At 70.0% G+C, this 25,016-nt stretch carries 26 protein-coding genes and 1 pseudogene; 17 read left to right on the top strand and 10 right to left on the bottom strand.

Going from position 1 to position 25,016, the window contains the following annotated elements; genetic code table 11:
- The first annotated feature begins 71 nt into the window (after positions 1 to 71).
- From GTO19_RS08665 to GTO19_RS08640, 6 genes are read left to right on the top strand one after another with little or no spacing between them, the layout of a single operon-like run.
- Positions 72 to 806: an SDR family oxidoreductase gene (locus tag GTO19_RS08665; protein ID WP_291020634.1), complete on the top strand. Its 735-nt coding sequence runs from the start codon at positions 72 to 74 to the stop codon at positions 804 to 806.
- Positions 797 to 1,969: a glycosyltransferase family 9 protein gene (locus tag GTO19_RS08660; protein ID WP_291020633.1), complete on the top strand. Its 1,173-nt coding sequence runs from the start codon at positions 797 to 799 to the stop codon at positions 1,967 to 1,969. The genes GTO19_RS08665 and GTO19_RS08660 overlap by 10 nt, the downstream gene beginning before the upstream one ends.
- Positions 1,966 to 3,840: a carbamoyltransferase C-terminal domain-containing protein gene (locus GTO19_RS08655; RefSeq protein WP_291020630.1), complete on the top strand. Its 1,875-nt coding sequence runs from the start codon at positions 1,966 to 1,968 to the stop codon at positions 3,838 to 3,840. The genes GTO19_RS08660 and GTO19_RS08655 overlap by 4 nt, the downstream gene beginning before the upstream one ends.
- On the top strand, positions 3,837 to 4,850 hold the full coding sequence (locus tag GTO19_RS08650) for a UDP-glucuronic acid decarboxylase family protein (RefSeq protein WP_291020628.1): 1,014 nt from the start codon (positions 3,837 to 3,839) through the stop codon (positions 4,848 to 4,850). The genes GTO19_RS08655 and GTO19_RS08650 overlap by 4 nt, the downstream gene beginning before the upstream one ends.
- 25 nt (positions 4,851 to 4,875) lie before the next feature.
- Complete coding sequence (locus tag GTO19_RS08645; protein WP_291028404.1) at positions 4,876 to 5,343, top strand: adenylyltransferase/cytidyltransferase family protein; 468 nt, start codon at positions 4,876 to 4,878, stop codon at positions 5,341 to 5,343.
- A complete protein-coding gene (locus tag GTO19_RS08640) occupies positions 5,343 to 6,005 on the top strand; it encodes an SIS domain-containing protein (protein ID WP_291020624.1) in 663 nt (220 codons plus the stop codon). Before GTO19_RS08645 ends, GTO19_RS08640 begins: the two co-directional genes overlap by 1 nt.
- Here GTO19_RS08640 and GTO19_RS08635 read toward each other — a convergent pair whose 3' ends face one another.
- Complete coding sequence (locus tag GTO19_RS08635; protein ID WP_291020622.1) at positions 6,006 to 7,040, bottom strand: SDR family oxidoreductase; 1,035 nt, start codon at positions 7,038 to 7,040, stop codon at positions 6,006 to 6,008.
- A 135-nt stretch (positions 7,041 to 7,175) separates the two neighbouring features.
- Between GTO19_RS08635 and GTO19_RS08630 the strand changes: the two genes are divergently transcribed.
- On the top strand, positions 7,176 to 7,430 hold the full coding sequence (locus tag GTO19_RS08630) for a hypothetical protein (protein ID WP_291020620.1): 255 nt from the start codon (positions 7,176 to 7,178) through the stop codon (positions 7,428 to 7,430).
- 94 nt (positions 7,431 to 7,524) lie between these two features.
- On the opposite strand, the gene icd is transcribed toward GTO19_RS08630, so the two are convergent.
- Positions 7,525 to 8,781, bottom strand: a complete 1,257-nt coding sequence (icd, locus tag GTO19_RS08625) for an NADP-dependent isocitrate dehydrogenase (protein ID WP_291020618.1) — start codon at positions 8,779 to 8,781, stop codon at positions 7,525 to 7,527.
- 135 nt (positions 8,782 to 8,916) lie between these two features.
- On the opposite strand from icd, the gene GTO19_RS08620 reads away from it, so the two are divergent.
- Positions 8,917 to 9,366, top strand: a complete 450-nt coding sequence (locus tag GTO19_RS08620; protein ID WP_291020616.1) for a DUF192 domain-containing protein — start codon at positions 8,917 to 8,919, stop codon at positions 9,364 to 9,366.
- A gap of 42 nt (positions 9,367 to 9,408) precedes the next feature.
- Here the strand turns inward: GTO19_RS08620 and GTO19_RS08615 are convergent, their stop codons facing one another.
- The 3 genes from GTO19_RS08615 to xseA all read right to left on the bottom strand — a co-directional run bounded on the left by GTO19_RS08615 (position 9,409) and on the right by xseA (position 13,773).
- On the bottom strand, positions 9,409 to 11,649 hold the full coding sequence (locus tag GTO19_RS08615) for an NADP-dependent isocitrate dehydrogenase (protein ID WP_291020615.1): 2,241 nt from the start codon (positions 11,647 to 11,649) through the stop codon (positions 9,409 to 9,411).
- 211 nt (positions 11,650 to 11,860) lie between these two features.
- Positions 11,861 to 12,442 (bottom strand): Fe-Mn family superoxide dismutase, encoded by a 582-nt coding sequence (locus GTO19_RS08610; RefSeq protein WP_291020612.1) that lies wholly within the window; start codon positions 12,440 to 12,442, stop codon positions 11,861 to 11,863.
- A gap of 104 nt (positions 12,443 to 12,546) precedes the next feature.
- On the bottom strand, positions 12,547 to 13,773 hold the full coding sequence (xseA, locus tag GTO19_RS08605; protein ID WP_291020610.1) for an exodeoxyribonuclease VII large subunit: 1,227 nt from the start codon (positions 13,771 to 13,773) through the stop codon (positions 12,547 to 12,549).
- A 405-nt stretch (positions 13,774 to 14,178) separates the two neighbouring features.
- Between xseA and GTO19_RS08600 the strand changes: the two genes are divergently transcribed.
- The 6 genes from GTO19_RS08600 (at position 14,179) to adk (ending at position 18,134) form a co-directional block, all read left to right on the top strand.
- Entirely contained in the window at positions 14,179 to 14,820 is a 642-nt protein-coding gene (locus GTO19_RS08600) for a MotA/TolQ/ExbB proton channel family protein (RefSeq protein ID WP_291020608.1), read from the top strand.
- On the top strand, positions 14,817 to 15,257 hold the full coding sequence (locus GTO19_RS08595; protein ID WP_291020606.1) for a biopolymer transporter ExbD: 441 nt from the start codon (positions 14,817 to 14,819) through the stop codon (positions 15,255 to 15,257). The genes GTO19_RS08600 and GTO19_RS08595 overlap by 4 nt, the downstream gene beginning before the upstream one ends.
- Positions 15,258 to 15,264: 7 nt before the next feature.
- Entirely contained in the window at positions 15,265 to 16,302 is a 1,038-nt protein-coding gene (gene lpxK, locus GTO19_RS08590; RefSeq protein WP_291020604.1) for a tetraacyldisaccharide 4'-kinase, read from the top strand.
- A gap of 29 nt (positions 16,303 to 16,331) precedes the next feature.
- Entirely contained in the window at positions 16,332 to 16,541 is a 210-nt protein-coding gene (locus GTO19_RS08585) for a Trm112 family protein (protein WP_291020602.1), read from the top strand.
- The gene (gene kdsB / locus GTO19_RS08580) at positions 16,538 to 17,299 is read left to right on the top strand and encodes a 3-deoxy-manno-octulosonate cytidylyltransferase (RefSeq protein WP_291020843.1); all 762 of its coding nucleotides are present in this window, start codon (positions 16,538 to 16,540) and stop codon (positions 17,297 to 17,299) included. Before GTO19_RS08585 ends, kdsB begins: the two co-directional genes overlap by 4 nt.
- Before the next feature lie 178 nt (positions 17,300 to 17,477).
- Entirely contained in the window at positions 17,478 to 18,134 is a 657-nt protein-coding gene (adk, locus tag GTO19_RS08575) for an adenylate kinase (protein WP_291020600.1), read from the top strand.
- A gap of 77 nt (positions 18,135 to 18,211) precedes the next feature.
- Here the strand turns inward: adk and GTO19_RS08570 are convergent, their stop codons facing one another.
- The 4 genes from GTO19_RS08570 to GTO19_RS08555 form a co-directional block, all read right to left on the bottom strand.
- Positions 18,212 to 19,114 carry a hypothetical protein gene (locus tag GTO19_RS08570; protein ID WP_291025862.1) on the bottom strand — a complete coding sequence of 301 codons (903 nt, stop codon included), beginning with the start codon at positions 19,112 to 19,114 and terminating at the stop codon, positions 18,212 to 18,214.
- Positions 19,115 to 19,355: 241 nt separating this feature from the next.
- Positions 19,356 to 19,832 carry a DUF6152 family protein gene (locus GTO19_RS08565; protein ID WP_291020597.1) on the bottom strand — a complete coding sequence of 159 codons (477 nt, stop codon included), beginning with the start codon at positions 19,830 to 19,832 and terminating at the stop codon, positions 19,356 to 19,358.
- Positions 19,833 to 19,845: 13 nt separating this feature from the next.
- Entirely contained in the window at positions 19,846 to 20,265 is a 420-nt protein-coding gene (locus GTO19_RS08560) for a hypothetical protein (RefSeq protein WP_291020595.1), read from the bottom strand.
- Positions 20,266 to 20,267: 2 nt separating this feature from the next.
- Positions 20,268 to 21,224, bottom strand: coding sequence for an asparaginase (locus GTO19_RS08555; RefSeq protein WP_291020593.1), 957 nt, complete (start codon positions 21,222 to 21,224; stop codon positions 20,268 to 20,270).
- A gap of 92 nt (positions 21,225 to 21,316) precedes the next feature.
- Here GTO19_RS08555 and lexA point away from each other — a divergent pair, with 92 nt between their 5' ends.
- The 3 genes from lexA to GTO19_RS08540 all read left to right on the top strand — a co-directional run bounded on the left by lexA (position 21,317) and on the right by GTO19_RS08540 (position 23,527).
- Entirely contained in the window at positions 21,317 to 21,991 is a 675-nt protein-coding gene (gene lexA, locus GTO19_RS08550) for a transcriptional repressor LexA (RefSeq protein ID WP_291020591.1), read from the top strand.
- A 133-nt stretch (positions 21,992 to 22,124) separates the two neighbouring features.
- Entirely contained in the window at positions 22,125 to 22,433 is a 309-nt protein-coding gene (locus GTO19_RS08545; RefSeq protein WP_291020589.1) for a hypothetical protein, read from the top strand.
- A gap of 86 nt (positions 22,434 to 22,519) precedes the next feature.
- Positions 22,520 to 23,527: a D-2-hydroxyacid dehydrogenase family protein gene (locus GTO19_RS08540; RefSeq protein ID WP_291020587.1), complete on the top strand. Its 1,008-nt coding sequence runs from the start codon at positions 22,520 to 22,522 to the stop codon at positions 23,525 to 23,527.
- Between the two features lie 21 nt (positions 23,528 to 23,548).
- Here GTO19_RS08540 and GTO19_RS08535 read toward each other — a convergent pair.
- Positions 23,549 to 25,016 (bottom strand): annotated as a pseudogene (locus GTO19_RS08535) (hypothetical protein); the annotation flags it as partial.

Below are 25,016 nucleotides of genomic sequence, written 5' to 3'. Positions count from 1 at the left end.
TCGGCGTTCCGCGCGGGCCCCGGCATACGCCTTGCCGTGCCGCGCTTCCACCACACCGGAGTGCACACGCCATGTCCAGCCTCGCGCAACGCAGGATCCTCATCACCGGCGCCGGCAGCGGCCTGGGCGCCGCCATGGCGCGCCGCTTCGTGGCCGCGGGTGCCCGGGTGGCCCTGGCCGACCTGGACCCGGCCAAGGCCGCGCGCGTGTGCGGCGAGATCGACCCACAGGGCGATTCGACGCTGGGCATCGGCATGGACGTCGGGCGCCAGCCCGCCGTCTTCGACGCCCTCACCGCCGTCCTGGAGCGCTGGGGCGGCCTGGACGTGCTGGTGAACAACGCCGGCACGGACGTCACCGCGCCGATCGACGAGGTCACGTACTCCGCCTGGACGCGCGTGCTCGAGACCAACCTCATCGGTCCCTTCCTGCTCAGCAAGGCCGCCCTTCCCGCGCTCAAGGCCTCGGACGGCGGACGTGGCGGGCACATCATCAACGTGGCCTCCACGGCCTCGCTGCGCGCCTGGCCCAATGCCAGCGCCTACCACGCCAGCAAGTGGGGCCTGCTGGGCCTGAGCAAGGCCCTGCACGCCGAACTGCGCGCCAGCGGCGTACGCGTGAGTTCGCTGATCGCCGGTGGCATGCGCACGCCCTTCCTGCTGGAGCGCTTTCCCGACCTCGATCCACAGACGCTGCAGGACCCCGCCAACGTGGCCGAGGCGGCGCAGCTGGTGCTCAGCCTGCCGCGCGGCTCGGTGATCGCCGAGCTCATGGTGCTGCCCGACCAGGAGACCTCATGGCCCTGACCCTCATCCAGGGCCACGTGCCCGCCACGCCGCGCTGGGCCGACGCCCGCCGCATCCTGGCCGTGCGGCTGGACAACCTGGGCGACGTGCTGATGACCGCGCCCGCCCTGGCCGCGCTCAAGCGGCGCACCGCCGGCACGCAGCTCACGCTGCTCACCTCACCCGCGGGCGCCGAACTGGCGCGCCACCTCGACGCGGTGGACGAGTGTTTCGTGTACCGGGCGCCCTGGACGCGCCAGCCCGAGGGCACCGAGGCATCGGCCGCGCAGGACCTGCGCCTCGTCGAGCGCCTGCGCGCGCACCGCTTCGACGCCGCGGTCATCTTCACCGTCTGCACGCAGAGCGCCCTGCCCGCCGCCTTGTTGTGCCGCCTCGCCGGCATACCGCTGCGCCTGGCGCACGCGCGAGAGAACCCGTACGCGCTGCTCAGCGACTGGGTGCCCGAGACGGACGTCTGCGCCAGCGGCATGCGCCACGAGGTGCAGCGCCAGCTCGACCTGGTGCGCTCGGTGGGCTACGTCAGCGGCGACGAGGCCCTGCCCTTCGAACTGGACCCGGCCGACACGCAGACGATGCGGGCGGCCCTGGCCGCCGCCGGCGGACGGCCCGATCGGCCCTGGCTCGTGGTGCACCCCGGCGCCAGCGCGGCCTCGCGCCGCTACCCGGCGCAGCGCTTCGGGCAGGCGGCCGATGCCCTGGCGCGCGCCACCGATTGCCAGATCGTCTTCACCGGCACGGCCGGGGAACAGCCGCTGGTGCACGAGGCCGGCGCGGCCATGAGCGAGCCCTTCGTCGACCTCTGCGGGCGCCTGGACCTGGGCCCGCTGGCGGCGCTCATCGGCGGCGCGCGCGCCCTGCTGTGCAACAACAGCGGACCGGCCCATCTGGCCGCGGCCCTGGGCACGCCGGTGGTGGTGCTGTACGCGCTCACCAATCCCCAGCACACCCCGTGGCGCGCGAAGGCGCGTGTGCTCAGCCACGACGTGCCCTGCCGGCACTGCCTCAAGAGCGTCTGCCCGCAAGGCCACCACGACTGCCTGCGCCGGATCGAGGTGCACACGGTGGTGGACGCCGTGCGCGAACTGCTCGAACGCCCGGACGGCGAACCCTTCGCTGCCGCCCCGCCCCTTCCCACCCTGCCCCTACAGGAGGCCCGCGCATGATCACCCTCGGCATCAACGCCGCGTTCCACGACAGCGCGGCCGCGCTGGTCGTCGACGGCACCCCCCTCGCCGCCAGCGAGGAAGAGCGCTTCACGCGCATCAAGCATGGCAAGCGGCCGCTGCCCTTCACGGCCTGGGAGCTGCCCTTCCACGCCATCGACGATTGCCTGCGCCAGGCGGGCGTGTCGCTCGCCGACGTGGACCACGTGGCCTACAGCTACGACCCCGCGCGCTTCCTCGGCGACCGGGCCGCCGCGCCCGCCCTGAGCCTGCCGCTGCAACCGTCGGCGCACGCGGCGGGCGAATGGGAAAGCGTCTGGGACCCCCTGTTCGCGGCCTATGTGGTCAACGCCCCGCGCCAGCTCGCCAGCGGCGCGCCGCACCACCTGCGCGGGCGCCTGCAAGGCGTGCGGCACGATGGGCCGTACCGTTTTCATTTCGTCAACCACCACCTCTGCCACCAGGCCAGCGCCTTCCTGGCGAGTCCCTTCGAGCGCTGCGCGGTCATGACGATCGACGGGCGCGGCGAACGGGCCTCCACCAGCTACGGCGTCTACCGCGACGCTCACTACGGCGCGCTGGGCGAGGTGCAGGTGCCGCATTCGCTCGGCCTGCTCTATGAGCGCATCACCACGCACCTGGGCTTCCTGCATTCCAGCGACGAATACAAGGTGATGGCGATGGCGGCGATGGGCGACCGCCGCCGCTGGCGCGACGCCCTGTGGCGCCACGTGCGGCTGTGCGCGGCCGGCGGCTACGAGCTCGACGCCATGGACCTTGTCGCCCTGTTCGGCGCGCCGCGCGCGCGCGGCGCGCCGATGGAACAGCGGCACTACGACGCCGCCGCCGCCTTGCAGGCCGTGCTGGAAGACACGGTGCTCGCACTCGCGGGCTGGCTGCGCTCGGTGTCGGACCAGCCCGACCTGGCCATGGCCGGCGGCGTGGCGCTCAACTGCGTGATGAACGCGCGCCTGCGCGACAGCGGCCTGTTCGAGCGCGTCTGGGTGCAGCCCGCGGCCGGCGACGCCGGCACCGCGCTGGGCGCGGCCCTGTGGGTGGACGCCCGCGCGCGGCTGCCGGGCACCGCCGACCCGGCGCGCTTCGACGGCGGCCCCCTGGCGCTGGCACCGCGCCGCTGGCGCATGGACCACGCCTACCTGGGCCCCGGCTTCGACGACGAGGACATCGAGGCGCTGCTGCAGTGGGCCAAGCTGCCTTACACGCGCCTGGGCGACGTGGCCTCGGCCACGGCGCGGCGCCTGGCCGAGGGCCAGGTGATCGGCTGGTTCCAGGGCCGCATGGAGTTCGGGCCGCGGGCGCTGGGCGCGCGCTCCATCCTCGCTTCGCCGCTGCGGCCGGAGATGCAGGCGCGCCTCAACGAACTCAAGGACCGCGAGGACTTCCGGCCCGTGGCGCCCGCCGTGCCGCGCGAGCGCCTGCACGAGTGGTTCTCGCCCGCCGACGCCAACGACGGCCTCGCGCCCTTCATGCTGTTCGTCTACGACGTGCTGCCCGGGCAGGCCCCGCGCATTCCCTCGGCCTGCCACCAGGACGGCACGGCGCGCGTGCAGACGGTGGACGCCGCCACCAACCCGGCCTTTCACGCGCTGCTCGAGCGCTTCGGCGAACTCACCGGTGTGCCGGTGCTCATCAACACCTCGTTCAATGTGCGCGGCGAACCCATCGTCTGCACGCCGCAGGACGCGCTGCACGCCTTCCACAGCACGCCGCTGGACGCGCTGGTGATCGGCAGCTTCCTGCTGGAAAAGCCACGGCGCGCGGCCAGCTCCTCGGTTCGCGATCAGGCCGACGAGGCGGCCCTGTCGGCGGCGGGCGCCGAGGCCGTTGCCGCGGCGGAGGTGTCGCCATGACGCCGGACACACGCGATCCGCGACCCGTGCTGGTGACCGGCGGCGCGGGCTTTCTGGGCAGCCACCTGTGCGAACGGCTGCTGCGCGAGGGCCACCGCGTGCTGGCCGTGGACAACCTGTCCTCGGGCCGCGTCGACAACCTGCGCCACCTGCTCGTGCACTCGGGCTTCGAATTGCGGCAGCAGGACGCGACGGTGCTGCAAGGGGTGCACGCCTGTGCGGTGTTCAACCTCGCGTGTCCGGCCAGCCCGCCCTTCTACCAGCGCGACCCCATCGGCACCACCCTGACCTGCGTGCTGGGCACCCTGCGCGCACTGGACATCGCGCACGGACAGCGCGTGCCTTTGCTGCAAGCCTCCACGAGCGAGATCTATGGCGACCCCGACGTGCACCCGCAGCCGGAGACCTACCGCGGCAACGTCAGCACCACCGGCCCGCGCGCCTGCTACGACGAAGGCAAACGCTGCGCCGAAACCCTGTGCTACGACTACGCGCGCCAACACGGCGTCTCGATCCGCGTGGCGCGCATCTTCAACACCTACGGCCCCCGCATGCTGCCGGACGACGGCCGCGTGGTGAGCAACTTCATCGTGCAGGCCCTGCGCGGCGAGGACATCACGCTCTACGGCGACGGCCAGCAGAGCCGCTCGTTCTGCTTCGTCGAGGACACCATCGACGGCCTGCTGCGGCTCATGGCCAGCGGCGTGGAACAGCCCGTGAACCTGGGCAACCCGCACGAGGTGACGATGCTGGAGCTGGCCGAGCGCGTGCTGCGCCTCACGGCCAGCCGCTCCCGCCTGGTGCACCACCCCCTGCCCGCCGACGACCCGCGCCGGCGCTGCCCGGACATCCGCCTGGCGCGCACGCAACTGGACTGGGCGCCCCGCGTGCCGCTGGACGAAGGGCTCGCGCGCACCGTGGCGCACCTGCGCGCCGTGACCGGTGCGTCGGCGCCCCGCGGCCCGGCGGCGCGGGCACGGCGCTTGCCATCTCGCGGTGTCACGCCCTGAACGCCCACCCGCCATGACGCCTCCCATGCTCTGCCTCCACCCCGCGACGCGACGCGTGGCGCTGCCGCGCCCCCTGGTGTTCACCAACGGCGTGTTCGACCTGCTGCACCGCGGCCACGTGGAATGCCTGAAAGACGCGCGCCGCCTCGGCCGCTCGCTGGTCGTGGGCGTCAACGACGACGCCTCGGCGCGGGCCCTGGGCAAGGGCCCGGGCCGCCCGCTGAACAGCGCCGAGGACCGCGCCGCCGTCATCGCCTCGCTGTCCTGCGTCTCGCTGGTGGTCGTTTTCTCGGAAGCCACACCGGCCCTGCTGATCGAACAACTGCGGCCCGACATCTACGTCAAGGGCGGCGATTACCGCATCGAGGACCTGAGCGAGGCGCGCCTGCTGCGCCGCTGGGGCGGCCGCACGGTGATCCTGCCGTACCGCGTGGGCTGTTCCACCACCGGCTTGCTGCACCGCGCGCGCCAGATGGAAGCGGGGGTGGCGTGATGGGCCTCTTGCACCCCGTGCGCCGCCGGCGCGCCCTCCCGCTGGAGCGGCCCGGGCTGCCGCCACCCTTCGCGGCCCAGGGCGACGACCCCTTCCTGCGCGGCCTGATCGAGCACCAGGCGCTGTTCGAAGGCCTGGCCAGCCTGCAGGCAGACGTGGAGCACGCCGGACGCACCCTGGCGGACTGCCTGCGCGCGGGCGGCAAGCTGCTGTTCTGCGGCAATGGCGGCTCGGCCGCCGACAGCCAGCACCTGGCCGCCGAGTTCACCGGACGCTTCCAGGCCGATCGCCGGCCCCTGGCCGCGCTGGCGCTCACCACCGACAGCTCGGTGCTCACCTGCATCGGCAACGACTACGACTTCGGCGAGGTGTTCGCGCGGCAGGTGGCGGGCGTCGGGCGCGCGCCCGATGCGCTGGTGGGCATCTCCACCTCGGGCATGTCGGCCAACGTCGTGCGCGCGATGGAGACGGCGCGCGGGCTCGGCATCGCCACGGTGGGCCTGCTCGGACGCGGCGGCGGTCGCCTCGCTCCGCTGTGCGACGTGCCCATCGTCGTGCCCTCGCAGGCCACGGCGCGCATCCAGGAGGCGCACATCTTCATCGGCCACGCGCTGTGCGCGCTGGTGGAGCAGCGCCTGCGCGCGGCAGGGCTGCTCGGCTGATCAGATCGCGCCCACGCTGCCTGTGACCGGCAGCACGATGCCCGTGATGTAGCCCGACATCACCGGCGAGGCCAGAAACACGTAGGCCGGCGAGAGCTCCTCGGGCTGCGCGGCGCGCTTCATGTCGGTGTTCTTGCCGAATTCGGCCACCTTCTCGGCCGGCGAGTCGGCCGGATTGAGCGGCGTCCACACCGGGCCCGGCGCCACGGCGTTCACGCGTATGCCCTTCTGAATGAGGTTCTGCGCCAGCGACTTGGTGAAGGCGTGGATGGCGCCCTTGCTGGCCGAGTAGTCCAGCAGGTGGGCCGCGCCGCGCAGGCCCACGACCGAGCCGGTGTTGATGATGGCGGCGCCCTGACCCAGGTGTGGCAGGGCCGCGCGCGTCATGAGGAAGTAGCCCTTGATGTTGGTGTCCAGGGTTTCGTGCAGGCGCTCGTCGGTGATGTCCTCGATGGAGTTGGCGTGCTCCTGGAAGGCGGCGTTGTTCACCAGCACGTCCAGATGGCCCAGTTCGTCCACGGTGCGCTGCACGGCCTGCCGGCAGAAATTGCCGTCCTTCACGTCACCGGCGATCAGCAGGCAACGCCGGCCTTCGGCCTGCACGCGGCGCTGCGTCTCTTGCGCATCTTCGTGCGAGGCGAGGTAGACGATCGCCACGTCGGCGCCTTCGCGCGCGAACAGCACGGCCACCGCGCGCCCGATGCCGGAATCGCCGCCGGTGATGAGCGCCACGCAGTCGCGCAGCTTGGCACTGCCCTCGTACTGGGGCGCCAGGAACCGCGGGGCCAGCTCCAGTTCGGCCTCCAGACCGGGCTTGTCGATGTGCTGCGCCGGCATGTCGGCGGGTTGTTCGCGCGCGCCGGCCTGCACGGCGGGCTTGTCGCCCTTGCCCTTGGGTGCGGACCCGGACTTGCCGCCCGCCGACGCCTGGCGGGCCCGATCGGACCGGTCCTGTTGTTGCTGGATGTCGCGCTGGCGATCGAGCGTGGCTTGCGCTTCGTCACCCGAGGCGCTGGGGGTCTTGCTGGGCGGCATGGGGATCTCCTGTGAAACGGATGGGGGATCCCGACCCGGGCAATCGCGGCGCCCGCGAGCCGGCGGGTCCGGGCACGGTGTTTGCCCTTCCCGGGTGTCGGCGATGTTGCCGGCTCAGCCCATCAGGAGCCCGAGATGCCCAACCAGCAAAACCCTCAGCAGAACCAGCAGAAGCAACAGGAACAGCAGAACCAGAACCGCCAGCAGCAGGACAGCAACAACGCCAGCAACTCGACGCAGGAGCAAGAGCGCCAGCGCCGCGAGCAGCAACAGGCGCAGGACAACCAGCGTTCGCAGCAAGGCGGGCAGCAGGACAAGCAGCGCCAGCAGCAGCCCGGCGCCGGCCGCGACGACAGCTCGAGCAGCCGCGGCGGGAGCCAGCAGCGTTGAGGCCCCCGCAAGGGGCCTGCCATGAACAAACCCCTGGGGGCTTCAGGCCCCCAGGGGTCTTTTTCTTTGCGCGTCCGGGGCGCGCGCCCGGGCCTTACGCCATCTGCTCGATCATCACCTCGCCGAAGCCCGAGCAGCTCACCTGCATGGCGCCATCCATCAGGCGCGCGAAATCGTACGTGACCTTCTTGGACTGGATCGCCAGTTCCATCGACGCGATGATCAGGTCGGCGGCTTCCTTCCAGCCCATGTGGCGCAGCATCATCTCGGCCGACAGGATGCTGGAGCCCGGGTTCACCTTGTCCTGGCCGGCGTACTTGGGCGCGGTGCCGTGGGTGGCCTCGAAACAGGCCACGGCATCGCTCATGTTCGCGCCCGGGGCGATGCCGATGCCGCCCACCTGCGCGGCCACGGCGTCGGAGATGTAGTCGCCATTGAGGTTGAGCGTGGCCACCACCGAGTACTCGGCCGGGCGCAGCAATATCTGCTGCAGGAAGGCGTCGGCGATGACGTCCTTGATCACGATGTCGCGGCCGGTCTTCGGGTTCGGCAGCCGGCACCACGGGCCGCCATCGATCGGCTGTGCGCCGAACTCGCGCCGGGCCAGGGCATAGCCCCAGTCGCGGAAGCCCCCTTCGGTGAACTTCATGATGTTGCCCTTGTGCACGAGCGTCACGCTGGGCGTGTCGTTGTCGATGGCGTACTGGATCGCCTTGCGCACCAGACGCTCGGTGCCTTCGCTGGAGACCGGCTTGATGCCGATGGCCGAGGTCTCGGGGAAACGGATCGTGGTCTCGCCCATTTCCTCCTGCAGAAAGCGGATGAGCTTCTTCGCCTTGTCCGAGCGCGCCTCGTATTCGATGCCGGCGTAGATGTCCTCCGAGTTCTCGCGGAAGATCGCCATGTTGGTCTTGTGCGGCTCCTTCAGCGGCGAAGGCACGCCCTTGAAGTAGCGCACCGGGCGCAGGCAGACGTACAGGTCCAGGGCCTGGCGCAGGGTCACGTTGAGGGAGCGGAAGCCGCCGCCGACCGGCGTGGTCAGCGGCCCCTTGATGGACACCGCGTGGTCCCGCAGCGCGGCCACGGTTTCGTCGGGCAGCCAGACGCCGGGGCCGTAGAGCTTGACCGCCTTCTCGCCCGCGTAGACCTCCATCCAGTGGATCTTGCGGCGCCCGCCATAGGCCTTGGCCACGGCGGCGTCCACCACCTTGAGCATCACCGGCGTGACGTCCACGCCGACGCCGTCGCCCTCGATGTACGGCACGATCGGCTCATCGGGCACCTGCAGGGACAAGTCGTCGCGGACGGTGAGCTTCTGGCCTTGCGGGGGCACCTGGATGTGCTGTGGCATGTCGGGGATGTGACGGAGGGCGGATGGAACAGGGGAACGGAAATTCTAGACGGTGGTCTCTTGCAGAGCGCCCTGGCCCGCCCCGCCCCGATGGCAGACAATGCCAGCCCGCCTCCATCGACACGCACACGCCGAATGAAAGCCCTCTTCACCCCACTGCTGTGCCTGGGCCTGCTGGCCTCGGGCCCGGCCTGGTCCCAGGACGGCCCGCAGCTGAACCTGCCACGCACCACGCTGTCGGCCGGCATGCGCCTCATCCACGCCCAGGTGGCCGACACACCATCGTCGCGCACGGTCGGCCTGATGTTCCGCCGCGAAATGCCCGAGAACGAGGGCATGCTGTTCGTGTTCGAGCAGCCCGCCACGCAGTGCTTCTGGATGAAGAACACGCTGCTGCCGCTGACGGCCGCCTTCGTGGCCGACGACGGCACCATCGTGAACCTGGCGGACATGCAGCCGCAGAGCCTGGACTCGCACTGCTCCGCCAGGCCGGTGCGCTACGTGCTGGAGATGCACCAGGGCTGGTTCGCCAAACGCGGCATCAAGGCCGGGGCACGGCTGAGCGGGCCGCCCTTCGGCAAATGAAAAAGCCACCGTCACCGGTGGCTTTTTTCCTGAAGCGCCCGATCAGGCCTTCAGCGAATCCAGCACCTTGTTGAAGGTGGCGCTGGGGCGCATCACGGTTTCCAGTTTCTTGAAGTCGGGCTTGTAGTAGCCGCCGATGTCCACCGCCTTGCCCTGGATGTCGGTGAGTTCCTTGACGATGGCCTGCTCGTTGTCCGCCAGGGCCTTGGCCAGGGGAGCGAACTTGTCGGCCAGTTCCTTGTCCTCGGTCTGAGCGGCCAGGGCCTGCGCCCAGTACATCGCCAGGTAGAACTGGCTGCCGCGGTTGTCGAGCTGGCCGGTCTTGGGATTGGGGTTCTTGTTGTTGTCCAGCAGTTGGCCGGTGGCCGCGTCCAGGGTCTTGGCCAGCAGCTTGGCGCGCGGGTTGTTGTTCTTCAGCCCCAAGTCCTCGAAGCTCACGGCCAGGGCCAGGAACTCACCCAGCGAATCCCAGCGCAGGTGGTTTTCCTCGACCAACTGCTGCACGTGCTTGGGCGCCGAGCCGCCGGCGCCGGTTTCGAACAGGCCGCCGCCGGCCATCAGGGGCACGATGGACAGCATCTTGGCGCTGGTGCCCAGTTCCATGATGGGGAACAGGTCGGTGAGGTAGTCGCGCAGGATGTTGCCGGTGGCGCTGATGGTGTCCAGGCCGCGGATCACGCGCTCCAGGGTGTAACGCATGGCGCGCACCTGGCTCATGATCTGGATGTCCAGGCCGGCCGTGTTGTGCTCGTGCAGGTACATCTTGACCTTGGTGATCAGCTGCGCCTCGTGCGGGCGGTACTGGTCGAGCCAGAACACCACCGGCATGCCGGAGTTGCGCGCGCGGTTCACGGCCAGCTTCACCCAGTCGCGGATGGCGGCGTCCTTGACCTGGCACATGCGCCAGATGTCGCCCTGCTCCACGTTCTGGCTCATCAGCACCTCGCCCGTGTCCAGGTCGGTGATGTTGGCCACGCCGTCTTCGGGGATCTCGAAGGTCTTGTCGTGCGAGCCGTATTCCTCGGCCTTCTGCGCCATCAGGCCCACGTTGGGCACGGTGCCCATGGTGCGCGGGTCGAAGGCGCCGTGCCATTTGCAGAAGTTGATGATCTCCTGGTAGATGCGGGCGAAGGTGCTCTCCGGCATCACGGCCTTGACTTCCTTCAGGCGGCCGTCGGCCCCGTACATCTTGCCGCCGGCGCGGATCATCGCGGGCATGGAGGCGTCCACGATCACGTCGTTGGGCGAGTGGAAGTTGGTGATGCCCTTGGCCGAATCGACCATGGCGAGCTCGGGGCGGTGCTCCTGGCAGGCGTGCAGGTCGCGCTTGATCTCTTCCTGCTTGCTCTGCGGCAGCGTGGCGATCTTGGTGTAGAGATCGACCATGCCGTTGTTGACGTTCACGCCCAGTTCGTCGAACAGCTTGCCGTGCTTCTCGAAGGCTTCCTTGTAGAAGATCTTCACGCAGTGGCCGAACACGATGGGGTGCGAGACCTTCATCATGGTGGCCTTCACGTGCAGCGAGAACATCACGCCGGTCTTGTGCGCGTCCTCGATCTCCTTCTCGTAGAAGGCCAGCAGGGCCTTCTTGCTCATGAACATGGAGTCGATCACCTCGCGGTCCAGCAGAGAGACCTTGGGCTTGAGCACGATGGTCTTGCCGCTCTTGGTGATGAGCTCCATCTTCACGTCGCGCGCGCGGTCCAGCGTCATGGACTTCTCACCGTGGTAGAAGTCGCCGTGGTGCATGTGGGACACGTGCGAGCGCGAGGCCTGGCTCCACTCGGCCATGCGGTGCGGGTTCTTGCGGGCGTATTCCTTCACCGCCTTGGGCGCGCGGCGGTCGGAGTTGCCTTCGCGCAGCACGGGGTTCACCGCGCTGCCGGTGCACTTGTTGTAGCGCGCGCGGATCTCCTTCTCTTCGTCCGTCTTCGGGTTCTCGGGGAAGTCGGGAATCTTGTAGCCCTTGTCCTGCAGCTCCTTGATGGCCGCCTTGAGCTGGGGCACCGAGGCGCTGATGTTGGGCAGCTTGATGATGTTGGCCTCGGGCTTGAGCGTGAGCTTGCCCAGCGCGCTCAGGGTGTCGGGCACGCGCTGCTCTTCGCTCAGGTATTCGGGGAACTGGCCCAGGATGCGCCCGGCCACCGAGATGTCGGCGGTCTCGATGTTGATGCCCGCCGGCGCGGCGAAGCTGCGGATGATCGGCAGGAACGACGCGGTGGCCAGCAGGGGCGCCTCGTCCGTCAGGGTGTAGATGATGGTGGGTTGCTGGCTGCTGCTCATGGCTTATCTCCAGGGTTGTTGGCTTCCGCGCGGATACGGGTCATCGGTATCCCCGCGATTGTGCTTTGGCGGCGCTGGCCAAACCGTCGATTCTGGGACCGTACTCCCACAATACAAAACCGAGACGAAGAAATTTCTTCCCGACCGGGCGCCCGAAAAGCAAAAAGGGCCCGAAGGTTGCCCTTCGAGCCCTGGTGGATCCGCACGCAAATCAGGCGAAGTTCTTCTCGGCGAAGGACCAGTTCACCAGCTTGTCGAGGAAGGTCTCGACGAACTTGGGGCGCGCGTTGCGGTAGTCGATGTAGTAGGCGTGTTCCCACACGTCCACGGTCAGCAGGGCCTTGTCGGCGGTGGTCAGCGGCGTGCCGGCAGCGCCGGTGTTGACGATGTCCACCGAGCCGTCGGATTTCTTCACCAGCCAGGTCCAGCCCGAACCGAAGTTGCCCACGGCGCTCTTGGTGAAGGCTTCCTTGAAGGCGGCGTAGCTGCCCCACTTGGCCTTGATGGCCTCGGCCAGCGCGCCCGAGGGCTCGCCGCCGCCATTGGGCTTCATGCAGTTCCAGAAGAAGGTGTGGTTCCAGATCTGCGCGGCGTTGTTGAAGATGCCACCGCTGGATTTCTTGACGATGGACTCGAGGTCCATGCTTTCGAATTCGGTGCCCTTTTGCAGGTTGTTGAGGTTCACCACATAGGCGTTGTGGTGCTTGCCGTGGTGGTACTCCAGCGTCTCGCGGCTGTAGTGGGGGGCCAGGTCGTCCAGGCCATAGGGCAGCGGGGGCAGGGTGTGTTCCATGTGCGTCCTCTTTTTTGGTGGGTTGTGGGTGGGGTCGGGGCGGATTGTAGGCAGCGAAGGTGACGGCACCGCGCGCGGGGTTTTAGCTGCGGCCTGGAGAAGCCTCAGGTGCCGGATTCGCGCACGCGCAGGGGCAGCACGCCGTCTGCCAGCGTGGCCTGCACCACGGTTCCCGGCAAAGCCTGTGCCACGCTCGTCACGGCCTGGCCGTTGGCGTCGGTGAGGTAGGCGTAGCCCCGCTGCAGCACCAGGCGCGGATCGAGCAGGGCCAGCGAGTCCTCGGCGCGTTGCAGGCGTTGCGCGCTGGTGTGAAGGCCGCGGTGCACGGCGAGCGGCAGGCGCGATCGCAGTTCGTCGAGCCGCCAGGTCTGGCGCTGCAGCGCGAGATCCAGCGCCTGGTGCATGCGACCTTGCGAGCGCGTGAGCTGCTCGGCCGCGCGCGCGAGGCGCGCCGAAGGCCGGCCCAGGTGCGCCGAGAGCCGGTCGAGCCGCTGCGCGCGCTGGTCGATGGCGCTTTCCACGCCGCGCCGCATCAGGCCCTGCAAGCGCTCGAGCTCGAGTTCGCGCTGGCGCCGCTCGGGCGCGCACAGTTCGGCCGCCGCCGTGGGCGTGGGCGCGCGCAGGTCGGCGGCGAAGTCGGCCAGCGTGAAGTCGGTCTCGTGGCCCACGCCCACCACCACCGGCAGGGGCGAGGCCGCGACCGCGCGCACGACGGCGGCGTCGTTGAACGCCCAGAGGTCTTCGAGCGAGCCACCGCCGCGCACCAGCAGCAGCACGTCGCAGGCGCCGCGCGGCCCCCGGTGCGCGGCCGCCGAGGCCAGCGCCGCCACCAGCTCGGCCGGCGCCTGTGCGCCCTGCACGGACGCGGGAAACACGGTCACCGCGATGTGCGGCACGCGACGGCGCAGGGCCGTGGCGACGTCGCGCAGCGCCGCAGCGCCCAGCGAGGTGACCACGCCGATGTGCCGGGGCTGCGGCGGCAGCGGCCGCTTGCGCCCGGCGTCGAACAGCCCTTCGGCCTGCAGCGCGGCCTTCAGTCGCAGGAACTGCTCGTACAGGCTGCCCTGCCCCGCCAGGCGCAGGTTCTCCACGATGAGCTGCAGGTCGCCGCGCGGGCCGTACACGTCCAGCCGGCCCTGCACCTGCACGCGCTGGCCGTCGCGCACCGGAAAACCCACCTGCTCGGCCGCGCGGCGGAACATGGCGCAGCGCAACTGGCCGGCGTCGTCCTTCAGCGAGAAGTAGCAATGCCCGCTGGCCGCGCGCGAGAAGCCCGAAATCTCGCCCTGGACCGCCACCGGGTTGAAGCGCGAGGCCAGAGCGTCCGCCACGGCTCGCACCAGCGCGCCAACCGCCCAGAAACGCGCGCCGGATGGGCCATCGCCCGCGCCGGATGGCGTCGTTGCTGGCTCGAAGGGGTCAAATGTGTCCACAAGCCGCACCAATGCTGGGGTTGTTGTCGCCAATGCCCGACACCACAAGGCCTGGGCCGCAGTGCCTTGATTCCAAAGCACTTTGTGCTGCCCAATTTTTCATCAATCCGTCGAAACGCGCGGAAATGCTGGGCCCGTGAGGCTTGTTCTCGGGGTTCTTCACAAAGATGTCCACAGGAGATGTGGATGTCGCGGGCCGGCTCCGGTCGTCCCGCAGGGCGCACGCGCATCGGCTGAAACAGGGGGGTGGCACAGAGGGCTGGGACATAATCCGGCGCTGTTGTCCTAGCCCGGAGCCCTGAGTTGTTGTCCATCATACAAGCGGCCGGTTGGCCGATCTGGCCCCTGATCGTGTGTTCCGTGCTCGGTCTGGCCCTCGTCATCGAGCGCTTCGTCAGCCTCAAAGCCAACAAGATCGTGCCGGCCAAGCTGCTCGACGAAGCCATCATGGTCTCGCGCAACGGCATCCCCGGCCCCGACGTGGTGACCCAGCTCGAACAGAACTCGCTGCTCGGCGCGGTGCTGGCCACGGGCTTTCGTACCTTCAACGCCAACCCCAAGGCCACGTCCGAGGACCTGCGCGCCAACCTGGAAGGCGCGGGCCGCCAGGCCGCGGCCAAGCTGCAGCGCTACCTGGGCGCGCTGGCCACCATCGCCTCGGCGGCGCCTCTGCTGGGTCTGCTGGGCACGGTCATCGGCATGATCGAGATCTTCGGTTCGCAGGCGGGCGATGGCATGGGCATCGTGCCCGGCGGCGGCAACCCCGCGCAGTTGGCGCACGGCATCTCCATCGCGCTCTACAACACCGCCTTCGGCCTCATCATCGCCATCCCGGCGCTGATCTTCTGGCGCTACTTCCGCGCCCGCGTGGACGAGTACCTGCTGGCCATGGAGGTGTCTACCGAGCGCTTCGCGCGCCACCTGCTGAGCGTGCGCAAGCCATGAATTTCCGCTCCACGGGTCACCGCGATGAGCCCGAGATCAACCTGATCCCGTTCATCGACATCCTGCTGGTCGTGCTCATCTTCCTGGTGCTCACGACGACCTACAGCAAGTTCACCGAACTTCAGGTGAACCTGCCGACGGCCGACGCCGAGGCGCCGAAGCAGAACCCCAAGGAAATCGTGGTGGCGGTGGGCGCCGATGGCCGCTACGCCGTCAACCGCACCGTGCTCGAAGGCACCAGCGTCGAGCTCATCGCCAGCGCCCTTCAGGCCAGCGTGCAGGACGGGCAGGACACCGTGGTGGTGATCAGCGCCGACGCCGCCGCGGCCCACCAGGCGGTGATCAACGTGATGGACGCCGCGCGCCGCGCGGGCCTGGTGCAGATCACCTTCGCCACGCAGCAAAGCGGCAAGGCCGCGCCGGCGCGCAAGCGCTGAACCGGCCATGGCCCGGGCCCGCGTCGAGGCCTGCTGGCGCGCGCTGAGCCTGCGCCGCGGCCTGGCCGCGCGCCTGCTGCTGCCGCTGGCCTGGCTCTACGGCGCCCTGCTGGCGGCGCGCCGAACCGCGTACCAATCGGGCCGGCGCCAGGCCACGCACCTGCCGGTGCCCGTGGTCGTCGTGGGCAACGTGGTCGTGGGCGGCGCGGGCAAGACCCCGACCACGATCGCGCTGGTGGAGCACCTGAAGGCGCGCGGCTGGCGCCCGGGCGTGGTCTCGCGCGGGCACGGACGCACCGACGCATCGCCCCGCGCCGTGCACACCGACACCGACCCGGCGCAGGCCGGCGACGAACCGCTGCTGATCTGCCGCGCGAGCGGCGTGCCGGTGTGGGTCGGCCGCTCGCGCGCCGACGCGGCGGCGGCCCTGCTGCGCGCCCACCCCGACGTGAACCTCATCGTCTGCGACGATGGCTTGCAGCACTGGTCGCTGGCCAGCGACCTGCGCGTGGCCGTGTTCGACGAGCGCGGCCTGGGCAATGGCTGGCTGCTGCCGGCGGGCCTGCTGCGCGAGCCCTGGCCCTGCGCCGATGCGCCGCGCGCACCGCAACTCGTGCTGCAGCAAGCGCCCGAAGGCGCGCCACCGCCAGCCGCATTGCCCGGCCACCTGCCCTCGTTCCTGGCGCGCCGCTCGCTGGCCGCGCACGCGGTAAACGCTCAGGGCGAACGCGTGGCGCTGGCCTCGCTCGCGGACCAGCCTGTCACGGCCTTGGCCGGCATCGCGCGGCCCGACGCCTTCTTCGGCATGCTGCGCGGGCGCGGCCTGCGGCTGGCGGCCTCGGTCGCCTTGGGCGATCACGCCGACGCCCACACCCTCGCCCAGGCGGTGGACCGCGCGACGGGGCCTGTGCTGTGCACCGAGAAGGACCTGGTGAAATTCGCCGGCACCCCGCGCCCGAACCTTTGGGCCGTGCCGCTGGTGCTCGACATCGACCCGGCGTTCTTCGCTGCCGTCGATGAGCGGCTGGGCCCGCCGCGCGCCTGAGCCCACCCGCTCGCGCCTATCATCGCCGCATGGATTCCAAACTCCTCGAACTGCTGGTGTGCCCCGTCACCAAGGGCCCGCTCCTGCTCGACCGCGAGCGCCAGGAACTGCTCTCGCGCAGCGCGCGCCTGGCCTACCCCATCCGCGACGGCATCCCCGTGCTGCTGGAGCACGAGGCGCGGCCCCTGAGCGAAGAGGAAGCTGCCCGCCCACCCAGGCCCGCCACACCGCAGGACTGACGGTGGCTGGCTTCACGGTGCTCATCCCGGCGCGCCTGGCCTCCAGCCGCCTGCCGGACAAACCCCTGGCCGACATCGCCGGCCTGCCGATGGTGGTGCGCGTGGCGCGCCGCGCGGCGCTGAGCGGCGCCACGCGCTGCGTCGTCGCGGCCGACGACGACCGCATCCTGCAGGCTTGCTTGCGGCACGGCGTGGCCGCGCTGGCCACACGCGCCGACCACCCCAGCGGCAGCGACCGCCTGGCCGAGGCCTGCACCGCCCTGGGCCTGGCCGACGATCACATCGTGGTCAACGTGCAGGGCGACGAGCCCCTGATCGAGCCGGCGCTGATCGACGCCGTGGCGGCCGAGCTGCAGGCCCGCCCCGACTGCGCCATGAGCACCGCCGCGCACGCCATCCACCGGCGCGAGGATTGGGTCGACCCCAACGTGGTGAAGGTCGTGACCGACGCGCGAGGCACGGCCGCGTACTTCAGCCGCGCGCCCATTCCCTGGTGGCGCGACGGCATGGCGCGCGGGGAACTGCCCTCGCCCGCGCCGCTGCGCCACATCGGCATCTACGCCTACCGGGCGGCTTTCCTGCGGCGCTTTCCGACCCTGCCCCCTGCCCCTACGGAGCGGCTGGAGTCGCTCGAACAGCTGCGCGCGCTGTGGCACGGCGAGCGCATCGCGGTGCATCTCACCGCGCTCGCGCCGGGCCCGGGGGTCGACACACCGCAAGACCTGGAGCGCGTGCGCGCCTTGATCAGCGCGGCCTGAAGCGCTGCGCCTCGTGCGCCGCTGCGCGGGTCGTGGTCCGCGCACCTCCCTGGTGCGGCGTAAGGCTCTGTCAGGGGACCGCATGCTATCCTCCCGCGGTTACCCCCGGCGGGCACGCCCTGGGGCCGCCGCATGAGGAGACAGCGGCGACGCCATTGAAACTCTGAAAAGGAAAGCGATGAGATTGATTCTGTTGGGTCCACCGGGGGCCGGCAAGGGGACGCAGGCCGCGTTCATCTGCCAGAAGTTCGGCATTCCCCAGATCTCCACGGGCGACATGCTGCGCGCCGCCGTCAAGGCTGGCACGCCGCTGGGCCTGCAGGCCAAGGCCGTCATGGAAGCCGGCGCCCTCGTGAGCGACGAGCTCATCATCAACCTCGTGAAAGAGCGCATCGCCCAGCCCGACTGCGCCAATGGTTTCCTCTTCGACGGCTTCCCGCGCACCATTCCGCAGGCCGACGCCATGAAGGCCGCCAACGTGAAGCTCGACTACGTGCTCGAGATCGACGTGCCCTTCGACGCCATCATCGAGCGCATGAGCGGTCGCCGCTCGCACCCCGCCTCGGGCCGCACCTACCACGTCAAGTTCAACCCGCCCAAGGTGGACGGCAAGGACGACGTGACCGGCGAACCGCTGATCCAGCGAGACGACGACAAGGAAGACACGGTGAAAAAGCGCCTGGAGGTCTACAGCGCGCAGACCCGCCCGCTGGTGGACTACTACAGCCAGTGGGCCAAGGCCGAGCCGCACGCCGCGCCCAAGTACCGCGCCATCAGCGGCCTGGGTGGCGTGGAAGAGATCACCGCGCGCGCGCTGCAGGCGCTGGGGTCCTGAACGAGGGACGGCGCCTCGCGTCGAGGCCTTCCGCCAAAACGCCCCGCTTGACGGGGCGTTTTTGTGTGGATTCGGCCCTAGTCTTTCGCGGGGGGCTTCTCCGGGTTCAACACGTCCTGCGTGGTCGACGTCGACGTCGGCAGAGGCCGGGCACCAGCACGGGTGATGAGGTCGATTTCGTCGGCCAGGCGCTCCAGCTCTTTCAAGTCCTCCTCCAAGCGCGCCACTTCGTCAACGGTCGTTTTTTCTTCCTTCGCCCCCCGCGGTATGTTTCGCCTCGTCGCCGTCTTGTCCAGCGTCCGCCGCCCGCTGGGGCGCACGTTCCGCTCCGATCCCGGCGTTTCGATCCTCCCTGACTTCTCACCCCCCTGGGATTCGCTGCGGCGATGCGCCGTCGCCCCCTTGTGAGACCGCGGTGTGCCCCGGAGATAGCCAACACGCGACGTGGAGTTCGTGGTCGAGTGGCGCGGCGAACTGGGAACGAACAACCTGGGTGACGACGACTCCTGCGACGAAGTCGTCGTGGTCTCCTCCGTCGACGGCAACGGCAGGCGCAGCGGAGTCAGCTCCGGTCTCTTCTGCGTCTTTTGACTCGCGAAGCGGTTTCGCACATGGCTCTGCCGGGTTTTGGGTGCTTCAGACGGTAGTTCAGGGACCGTCGGGAGCGAAGGCGTCACCTTGGGCTTGGGAGAGGCCCGTGGCGTCAACTCCGCCAGGAACTCCAGCAGATCCAGGTCTTCGTTCGGTGATTTTGGCGATGTCGAAGGGGCCCGAGGCAGGGGATCGTCGGTTGTGAAGGTCTCGGCGAATTCGACCGAGCACTTTTCAAGGTGGATCGAGAGGCGGCTGGAGGCGCCGTCACTGCGGTCGCTCTCGTCTCCGGGCGAATAGCTCAAATTGGACGACTCGGCCTGCAGCTCCTGCGTGGCGCTCTCGTCGCTGAACTCGTGCGCTGTCCTGACAGAGGAGCGACCATCCATCGTGGGAATGGCTGGCAGAGACCTTCCTGAGTTGACGTATTGCGCGCTGTGGGACTTCGGGGAAAGTTTCCCTGAACTGTTCATGGGGGAAAGCTTGTTCGATAAGGCAAAGAGCCATGGGTCCCGTGCTCCGGGCGGGGTGAGGCGCATGCCCCACGCCCATCAGTGCCTCACCCAGCCACCCAGTCCCTGACCTTTCCCTCACGCTCAAGAAAGGCTCAAGCCTGCGAGTTCCACCCACTCACGCCGGACTCGACCGCAGCCCGTAGGTCTTGTCCCCGATGAACAGGTACTCCACGCGCAGCACCGGCTCGCCGCGTTCGCCTTCGAAGGTGAAGCCGACCATCGACACCGTGTCGCCCACCTTCAGCTCAGGCACCTGCCACTGGTTCATGCGGAAGATGGGCGCGAGCTCGATCTCCCAGCGCCGGTCCTTGCGCTTTGGCACCGTGGCGCGCGCCAACAGCGCGGCGCCATCCACCGAGGCCGACTGCGCCGGCACCGGCCGCTGCGCCAGGCCCGCGGGCACGGCCAGGTTCTCTGGCACCTCCAGCACCAGTTCGGCGTGCGGGTTGCGCCAGGCCACTTCCACGGCCCTGCCCTCCAGGTAAATCGGGCGGTTCTGGTCGAAGCTGCTCCAGCCATGGTGCGCGCGCGCCGCGCCGGCCACGCCGCCCAGCGCCAGGGCGCCGGCCTGCAACAGGGTTCGTCTGTCCATCGGGGTACCTCCTTCAGACGTAGCCGATCCAGCGGCCACAGGTGATCACCAACAACCACAGCAAGGTCGACAGCGCCATCAGCGCGCGCGCGGTGCCGTCCAGGCGCTGCAGCGACCGCCGGCGGTGGAACCAGACGGCATTGCAAGCGGCCAGCGCGATCAGCGCCATCTTCGCTGTGAATACCCGGTTGGCCAACAGTTCCGAGGGCATGGTGGCAAACATCGTCAAGCCGCTGGCGGCCGCGAGGCCGAAGCCCGAGACGGCCAGGCCCAGGCTCAAGCGCGCCAGCGGCTGCACCGGCAGCGCCGCGCCCAGCCCGAACACCCGCGCCTCCAGCACCAGCAGGTTGCCCAGCAGCAAGGCAATGCCCACGATGTGCACCACCTCCAGCATGGGGTAGGCCCAGGGGTGCGAGCCCAGCGCGGCGAACACGCTCAGCCCTCCAGCAGGTCCAGCGCCAGCGCCCAGCGCGCCTTCGGCGGGGACAGGCCGTCGATGTCGGCGAACGGCTGCTGCGGGTACGGCACCGGCGGCGCCCCGTTGCGGTTGGCGATGACCACGCGCACGCCCGCGGCCACGGCCTCGCGCAGCGCGGCGTCCAGCTCGGCGTGCAGCGACGCATTGCCCGTGCCCGACACCACGATGCCCTGCACCCGCTGTTGCGGCGGCGCGGCGAGCAGTGCGCGCACCGGCCAGGCCTGCGCGTCGGCGTGGCTGCTGAGCCAGGCCACGCGCGGCATGGCGCCGGCGCGCAGAAAGGCCTCGATGCGCCCGGTGTGGCGCGCCGCCATGGGCCAGTCGCGAAAGCGCCGCACACGGCCCTCCTCCACCTGCGCGATCACCCCGGCATCGCCGGAGTCGAAAGGGTCGGTGCGGTAGGGGTGCTGCTTGGCCACCTCCAGGGGCCCGTGCACGCGCCCTGCGCACACCACCACCACGCCGCGCGCACCCGGCTCGGTGGCCACCGCCACCGCGTCGCTGAGGTTCTGGGGCCCATCGGGCGACACCGCCGTGGCCGGGCGCATGGCACAAGTCAACACCAGCGGTTTGGCCGGCGCCAGCAGGGTCTGCAGCAGGTAGGCGGTTTCCTCGATGGTGTCGGTGCCATGCGTGACGACCACCCCTTGCACCGCAGGATCGGCCAGGTGCGCCCCCGCGCGATCCACCAGGCGCTGCAGGTCGGCCAGCCGCATGTCCTTGCTGTTGATCTGCGCGACCTGCTCGAAGGCGATGTCCCGCCCGTGCAGCGCCGGCAGGCCGGCCGCCAGGTCTTCCACCGGCACCGCGCCGGCGTCATAGCCCACGTTGTCGCCCGCGCGCGCGGCCCGGCCGGCAATGGTCCCGCCCATGCCCAACACCACGATGCGCGCGGCCTGTGTCGCCTTGCCCACTTGCGTTCTCCGATCAACTGGTTAAAAATACAGATACTGGATACCCGAACAGTGTCCGGCGCCCGGCCCACCAGCCCTTGATGCGAGGTTCCATGCTCGACTCACCCGCTCCCAAGCTCACCGCCCGCCAGCAGCAGATCCTGGCGCTCATCCAGACCGCCATCGCGCGCACCGGCGCACCGCCCACGCGGGCCGAGATCGCGGCCGAACTGGGCTTCAAGTCCGCCAACGCGGCCGAGGAACACCTGCAGGCCCTGGCGCGCAAGGGCGTCATCGAACTCGTCAGCGGCACCTCGCGCGGCATCCGTCTGCGCCGGGCCGATCTGCAGAGTATCCACCGCGACAACCAGCTCACCCTGCCCCTGCCGGGCCTGGCGCAGCTGGTGCTGCCCCTCATCGGCCGCGTCGCGGCGGGCTCGCCCATCCTCGCGCAGGAACACGTGGACCAGACCTACAGCGTCGAACCCGGCCTTTTCCAGCGCACCCCCGACTACCTGTTGCGCGTGCGCGGCATGTCCATGCGCGACGCCGGCATCCTCGACGGCGACCTGCTCGCCGTTGCCTCCACCCGCGAGGCCCGTAACGGCCAGATCGTGGTGGCCCGTCTGGGCGATGACGTCACCGTCAAGCGCTACCAGCGCCAACGCGACCACATCGAGCTGCACGCCGAAAACCCCGACTACCCCACCATCGTGGTCGAGCCCGGCGAGCCCTTCGAAATCGAGGGCCTGGCCGTGGGCCTGATCCGCAACAACTTCCAGAACTGACCTCCGGGTCGGCGCCGCCACTGCGGGTGGCGGGCGTTGCGTGCCACCGGCCCCGGGCCGGGCACGAAACCCCGCAGCGACGGCATTCCAGATCAATCCTGCCTGTGTTCAACCCCTTCACGAGGTGTTTCGCATGGGACTGCTCTTCCACTCCTTCGCATCGAACAGCTGGCGCAAGCCGCTTCAACTGATCGACTGCTGGCTGCCCGAACCGCGCACCCGCGCGTCCGCGCCGACCCGCGCCAGCGCCGCGTCTGCCACTCCCGCCGTGCGCCGCTTCGCCCGCGCGGGCTGGCTGGGGCGTTCGGCCGCCAACGGCCCGCTTGCCCACGATGGGCGTGTCGCCCTCGCCGGCCGCATCGACGACGTTTGCCGCGAGCTCGACCGCCTGGCCGCGCAAGACGAGGCAGCGCCCGCCAGGCTCCGACGACAAATGGCCTGAACCAGGCCGCGCGCCGCGGCCGGCCGCCACCGAACGCCACCTGGCGCCCACAAGGCGTTACAGGGGCGCCGGGCACAATAGGCGGCATGAACATCGTGATCCTCGACGACTACCAGGACGCCGTGCGCAAGCTGCATTGCGCCGAGAAGCTCGAGCCCTACCCCGCCAAGGTCTTCACCAACACCGTCAAAGGTGTTGGGCAACTCTCCGTCCGCCTGCGCGACGCCGACGTGCTCGTGCTGATCCGCGAACGCACGCCCATCACCCGCCAGCTCATCGAGAAGCTGCCGCGCCTCAAGCTCATCGCGCAGACCGGGCGCGTCGGCAGCCACGTGGACGTGGCCGCCTGCACCGAGCGCGGCATCGCCGTGGCCGAGGGCGTGGGCTCGCCGGTCTCCACGGCCGAGCTCACCTGGGCGCTGGTGCTCGCGGCCATGCGCCGCATCCCGCAGTACGTCTCCAACCTCAAGCACGGCGCCTGGCAGCAGTCGGGGCTGAAGTCCCTCGCCATGCCGCCCAACTTCGGCCTGGGCATGGTGTTGCGCGACAAGACCCTGGGCGTATGGAGCTACGGCCGCATCGGCCAGCTCGTCGCCGGCTATGGCCGCGCCTTCGGCATGCGGGTGGTGGTGTGGGGCTCGGACGAAGCGCGCGCGCGCGCCGCGGACGACGGCTACGACGTCGCCACCTCCAAGGAAGGCTTTTTCGAATGCTGCGACGTGTTGAGCCTGCACCTGCGGCTGGGCGAGCGCAGCCTGGGCTGCGTCAAGCTCGACGACCTGCTGCGCATGAAGCCCACCTCGCTGCTGGTGAATACCTCCCGCGCCGAACTCATCGAGCCAGACGCCCTGATCACCGCGCTCAACCGCGGGCGCCCGGGCATGGCGGCGGTTGACGTGTTCGAGTCCGAGCCCATCCTGCAGGGCCACGCGCTGCTGCGACTGGAGAACTGCATCTGCACGCCACACATCGGCTACGTGGAGCAGGACAGCTACGAGATGTACTTCAGTGCGGCCTTCGACAACGTGGTGAATTTCATCAAGGGCACCCCGACGAACATCGTCAACCCGGGTGCCTTGCAGGTGCGCCGCTGATCGACGGCGCACCCGGCGCCGTCAACGCGGTTCTTCGTCGTCCCCGCCGCGCGGCTTGCGCGGCTCCTCGGGGCGCGGGTCGTTGTCCACGATCTCGAAATCGATCAGGCTGCTCTCGCCGCTTCGCAGGATGCCGCTGCGCCCTGCCGTGGGCTCCACCGGCACGTCCACCTCCGGCAGCGAAGCCTCGAACTGCGACTCGGCCTCCATGTCCTCCAGGTTCACGTCGAGCGACTGGCGGGCCGATGCGGGCGGGATCACGTGCAGGTCCATGGGCACCGTGCGCCGCTGCGGGTCCTCGCCGGGGGTGAGTGGCGCATTGCGCGACACCGCCTTGAGCGGCTGCATGGACGTGTTGCGGAATTCCTGCGGCGGCAAGGTGGCGGACTCGCGCTGCACGATGTCCTTGGCGATCGCGTGCAGCATCAGCAGCTCGCGGTAGGCCTCCAGGTCGAACACCTCGGTATCGCCTTCGTCCGCGTCGCGGAACAGGCTGCGCTCGATGAGGTCGAGCACGCGCGGCTGCGGCCACAGCGCCTGGATGCGCCCGAAGGCCGATTCGTAGGCGTCCAGGCCCCGGCCGCTGTCGGCGTAGCGATCGAACGCCGGCGCGCCGGCGTTGAACACGGTGTTGAACTCCTCGCGCAAGGCTTCGTACTCGGCACGGCGCCCCAGGCGGTGGTACAGGCGGAACAGGTCGAGGTAGGCCAGCGGGCTGGGCTCGTGGCTCTCGGCCAGGTGGTTGCGCAGCACATTGATGGCCTGGTCGTCCTCCCCGAGAGAGACGAAGAAGTCGGCCTGCTGCTGGATGTCGAAGAGCTCTTCGGCTGCCACGGAACGCGAGCCGCCCAGCGCGCTCGGGGCGAAATCGCGGCGCTCCTGGGGCGGCAGGGTGCTCCCGAAGGTGGGCGCGCGGCGGCTGGCCGGCGCCAGGGGCGCGGGCGTGGAGTCCACGTCCAGGTCCACGTCGACCGAATTCAGCGGCACCGGTGCACTGGGTTCCAGCGGTGCGCGGCGCGAGGCGCGGGGGGCCTCGCCCTCCCCGTCGGGCCCGTTCCACCAGGCGCGCGAGGCGTCCGAGGCAATGGCCGCATCGCGGCGCTGGCGGCGCATCAGCGCGACCAGAGCCGCCAGGGACACCAGCAACAGGCCGCCCAGCAGAAAGACCAGCCAGTTCGAATAGCGCTGCTCCTGCGCCAGCGCCAGTTGCGCGCTCAGCTCGGCCACACGCGCCTGATCGCGCTGCTGGGCCTCGCGGAAGCGCGCCATCTCCGACTCCAGCGCGGCCAGGCGCTCGGCGTTGCGGCGCGACTCCTCATTGGCCAGCGACAGCGCGGCCTCCAGCGGGCTCGGTTCGGCCGGTGCTGCAGCGGGCGCTGCGGCGTCCGGGGCCGCGTTGGGCGAGGTGCCGGCGCTCAGGTCGGGCGGGTCGAGCCTCAGGCGCGGTGCACCGGCCGGCGCAGAAGGGGCTGCGCCGGTGGCACCCGTG

It is taken from the genome of Hydrogenophaga sp. (assembly GCF_011772445.1).
Taxonomy (GTDB): domain Bacteria; phylum Pseudomonadota; class Gammaproteobacteria; order Burkholderiales; family Burkholderiaceae_C; genus Hydrogenophaga.
Note: the sequence above shows the minus strand (reverse complement) of the source record. Positions and strands in the feature narration are given on the sequence as shown.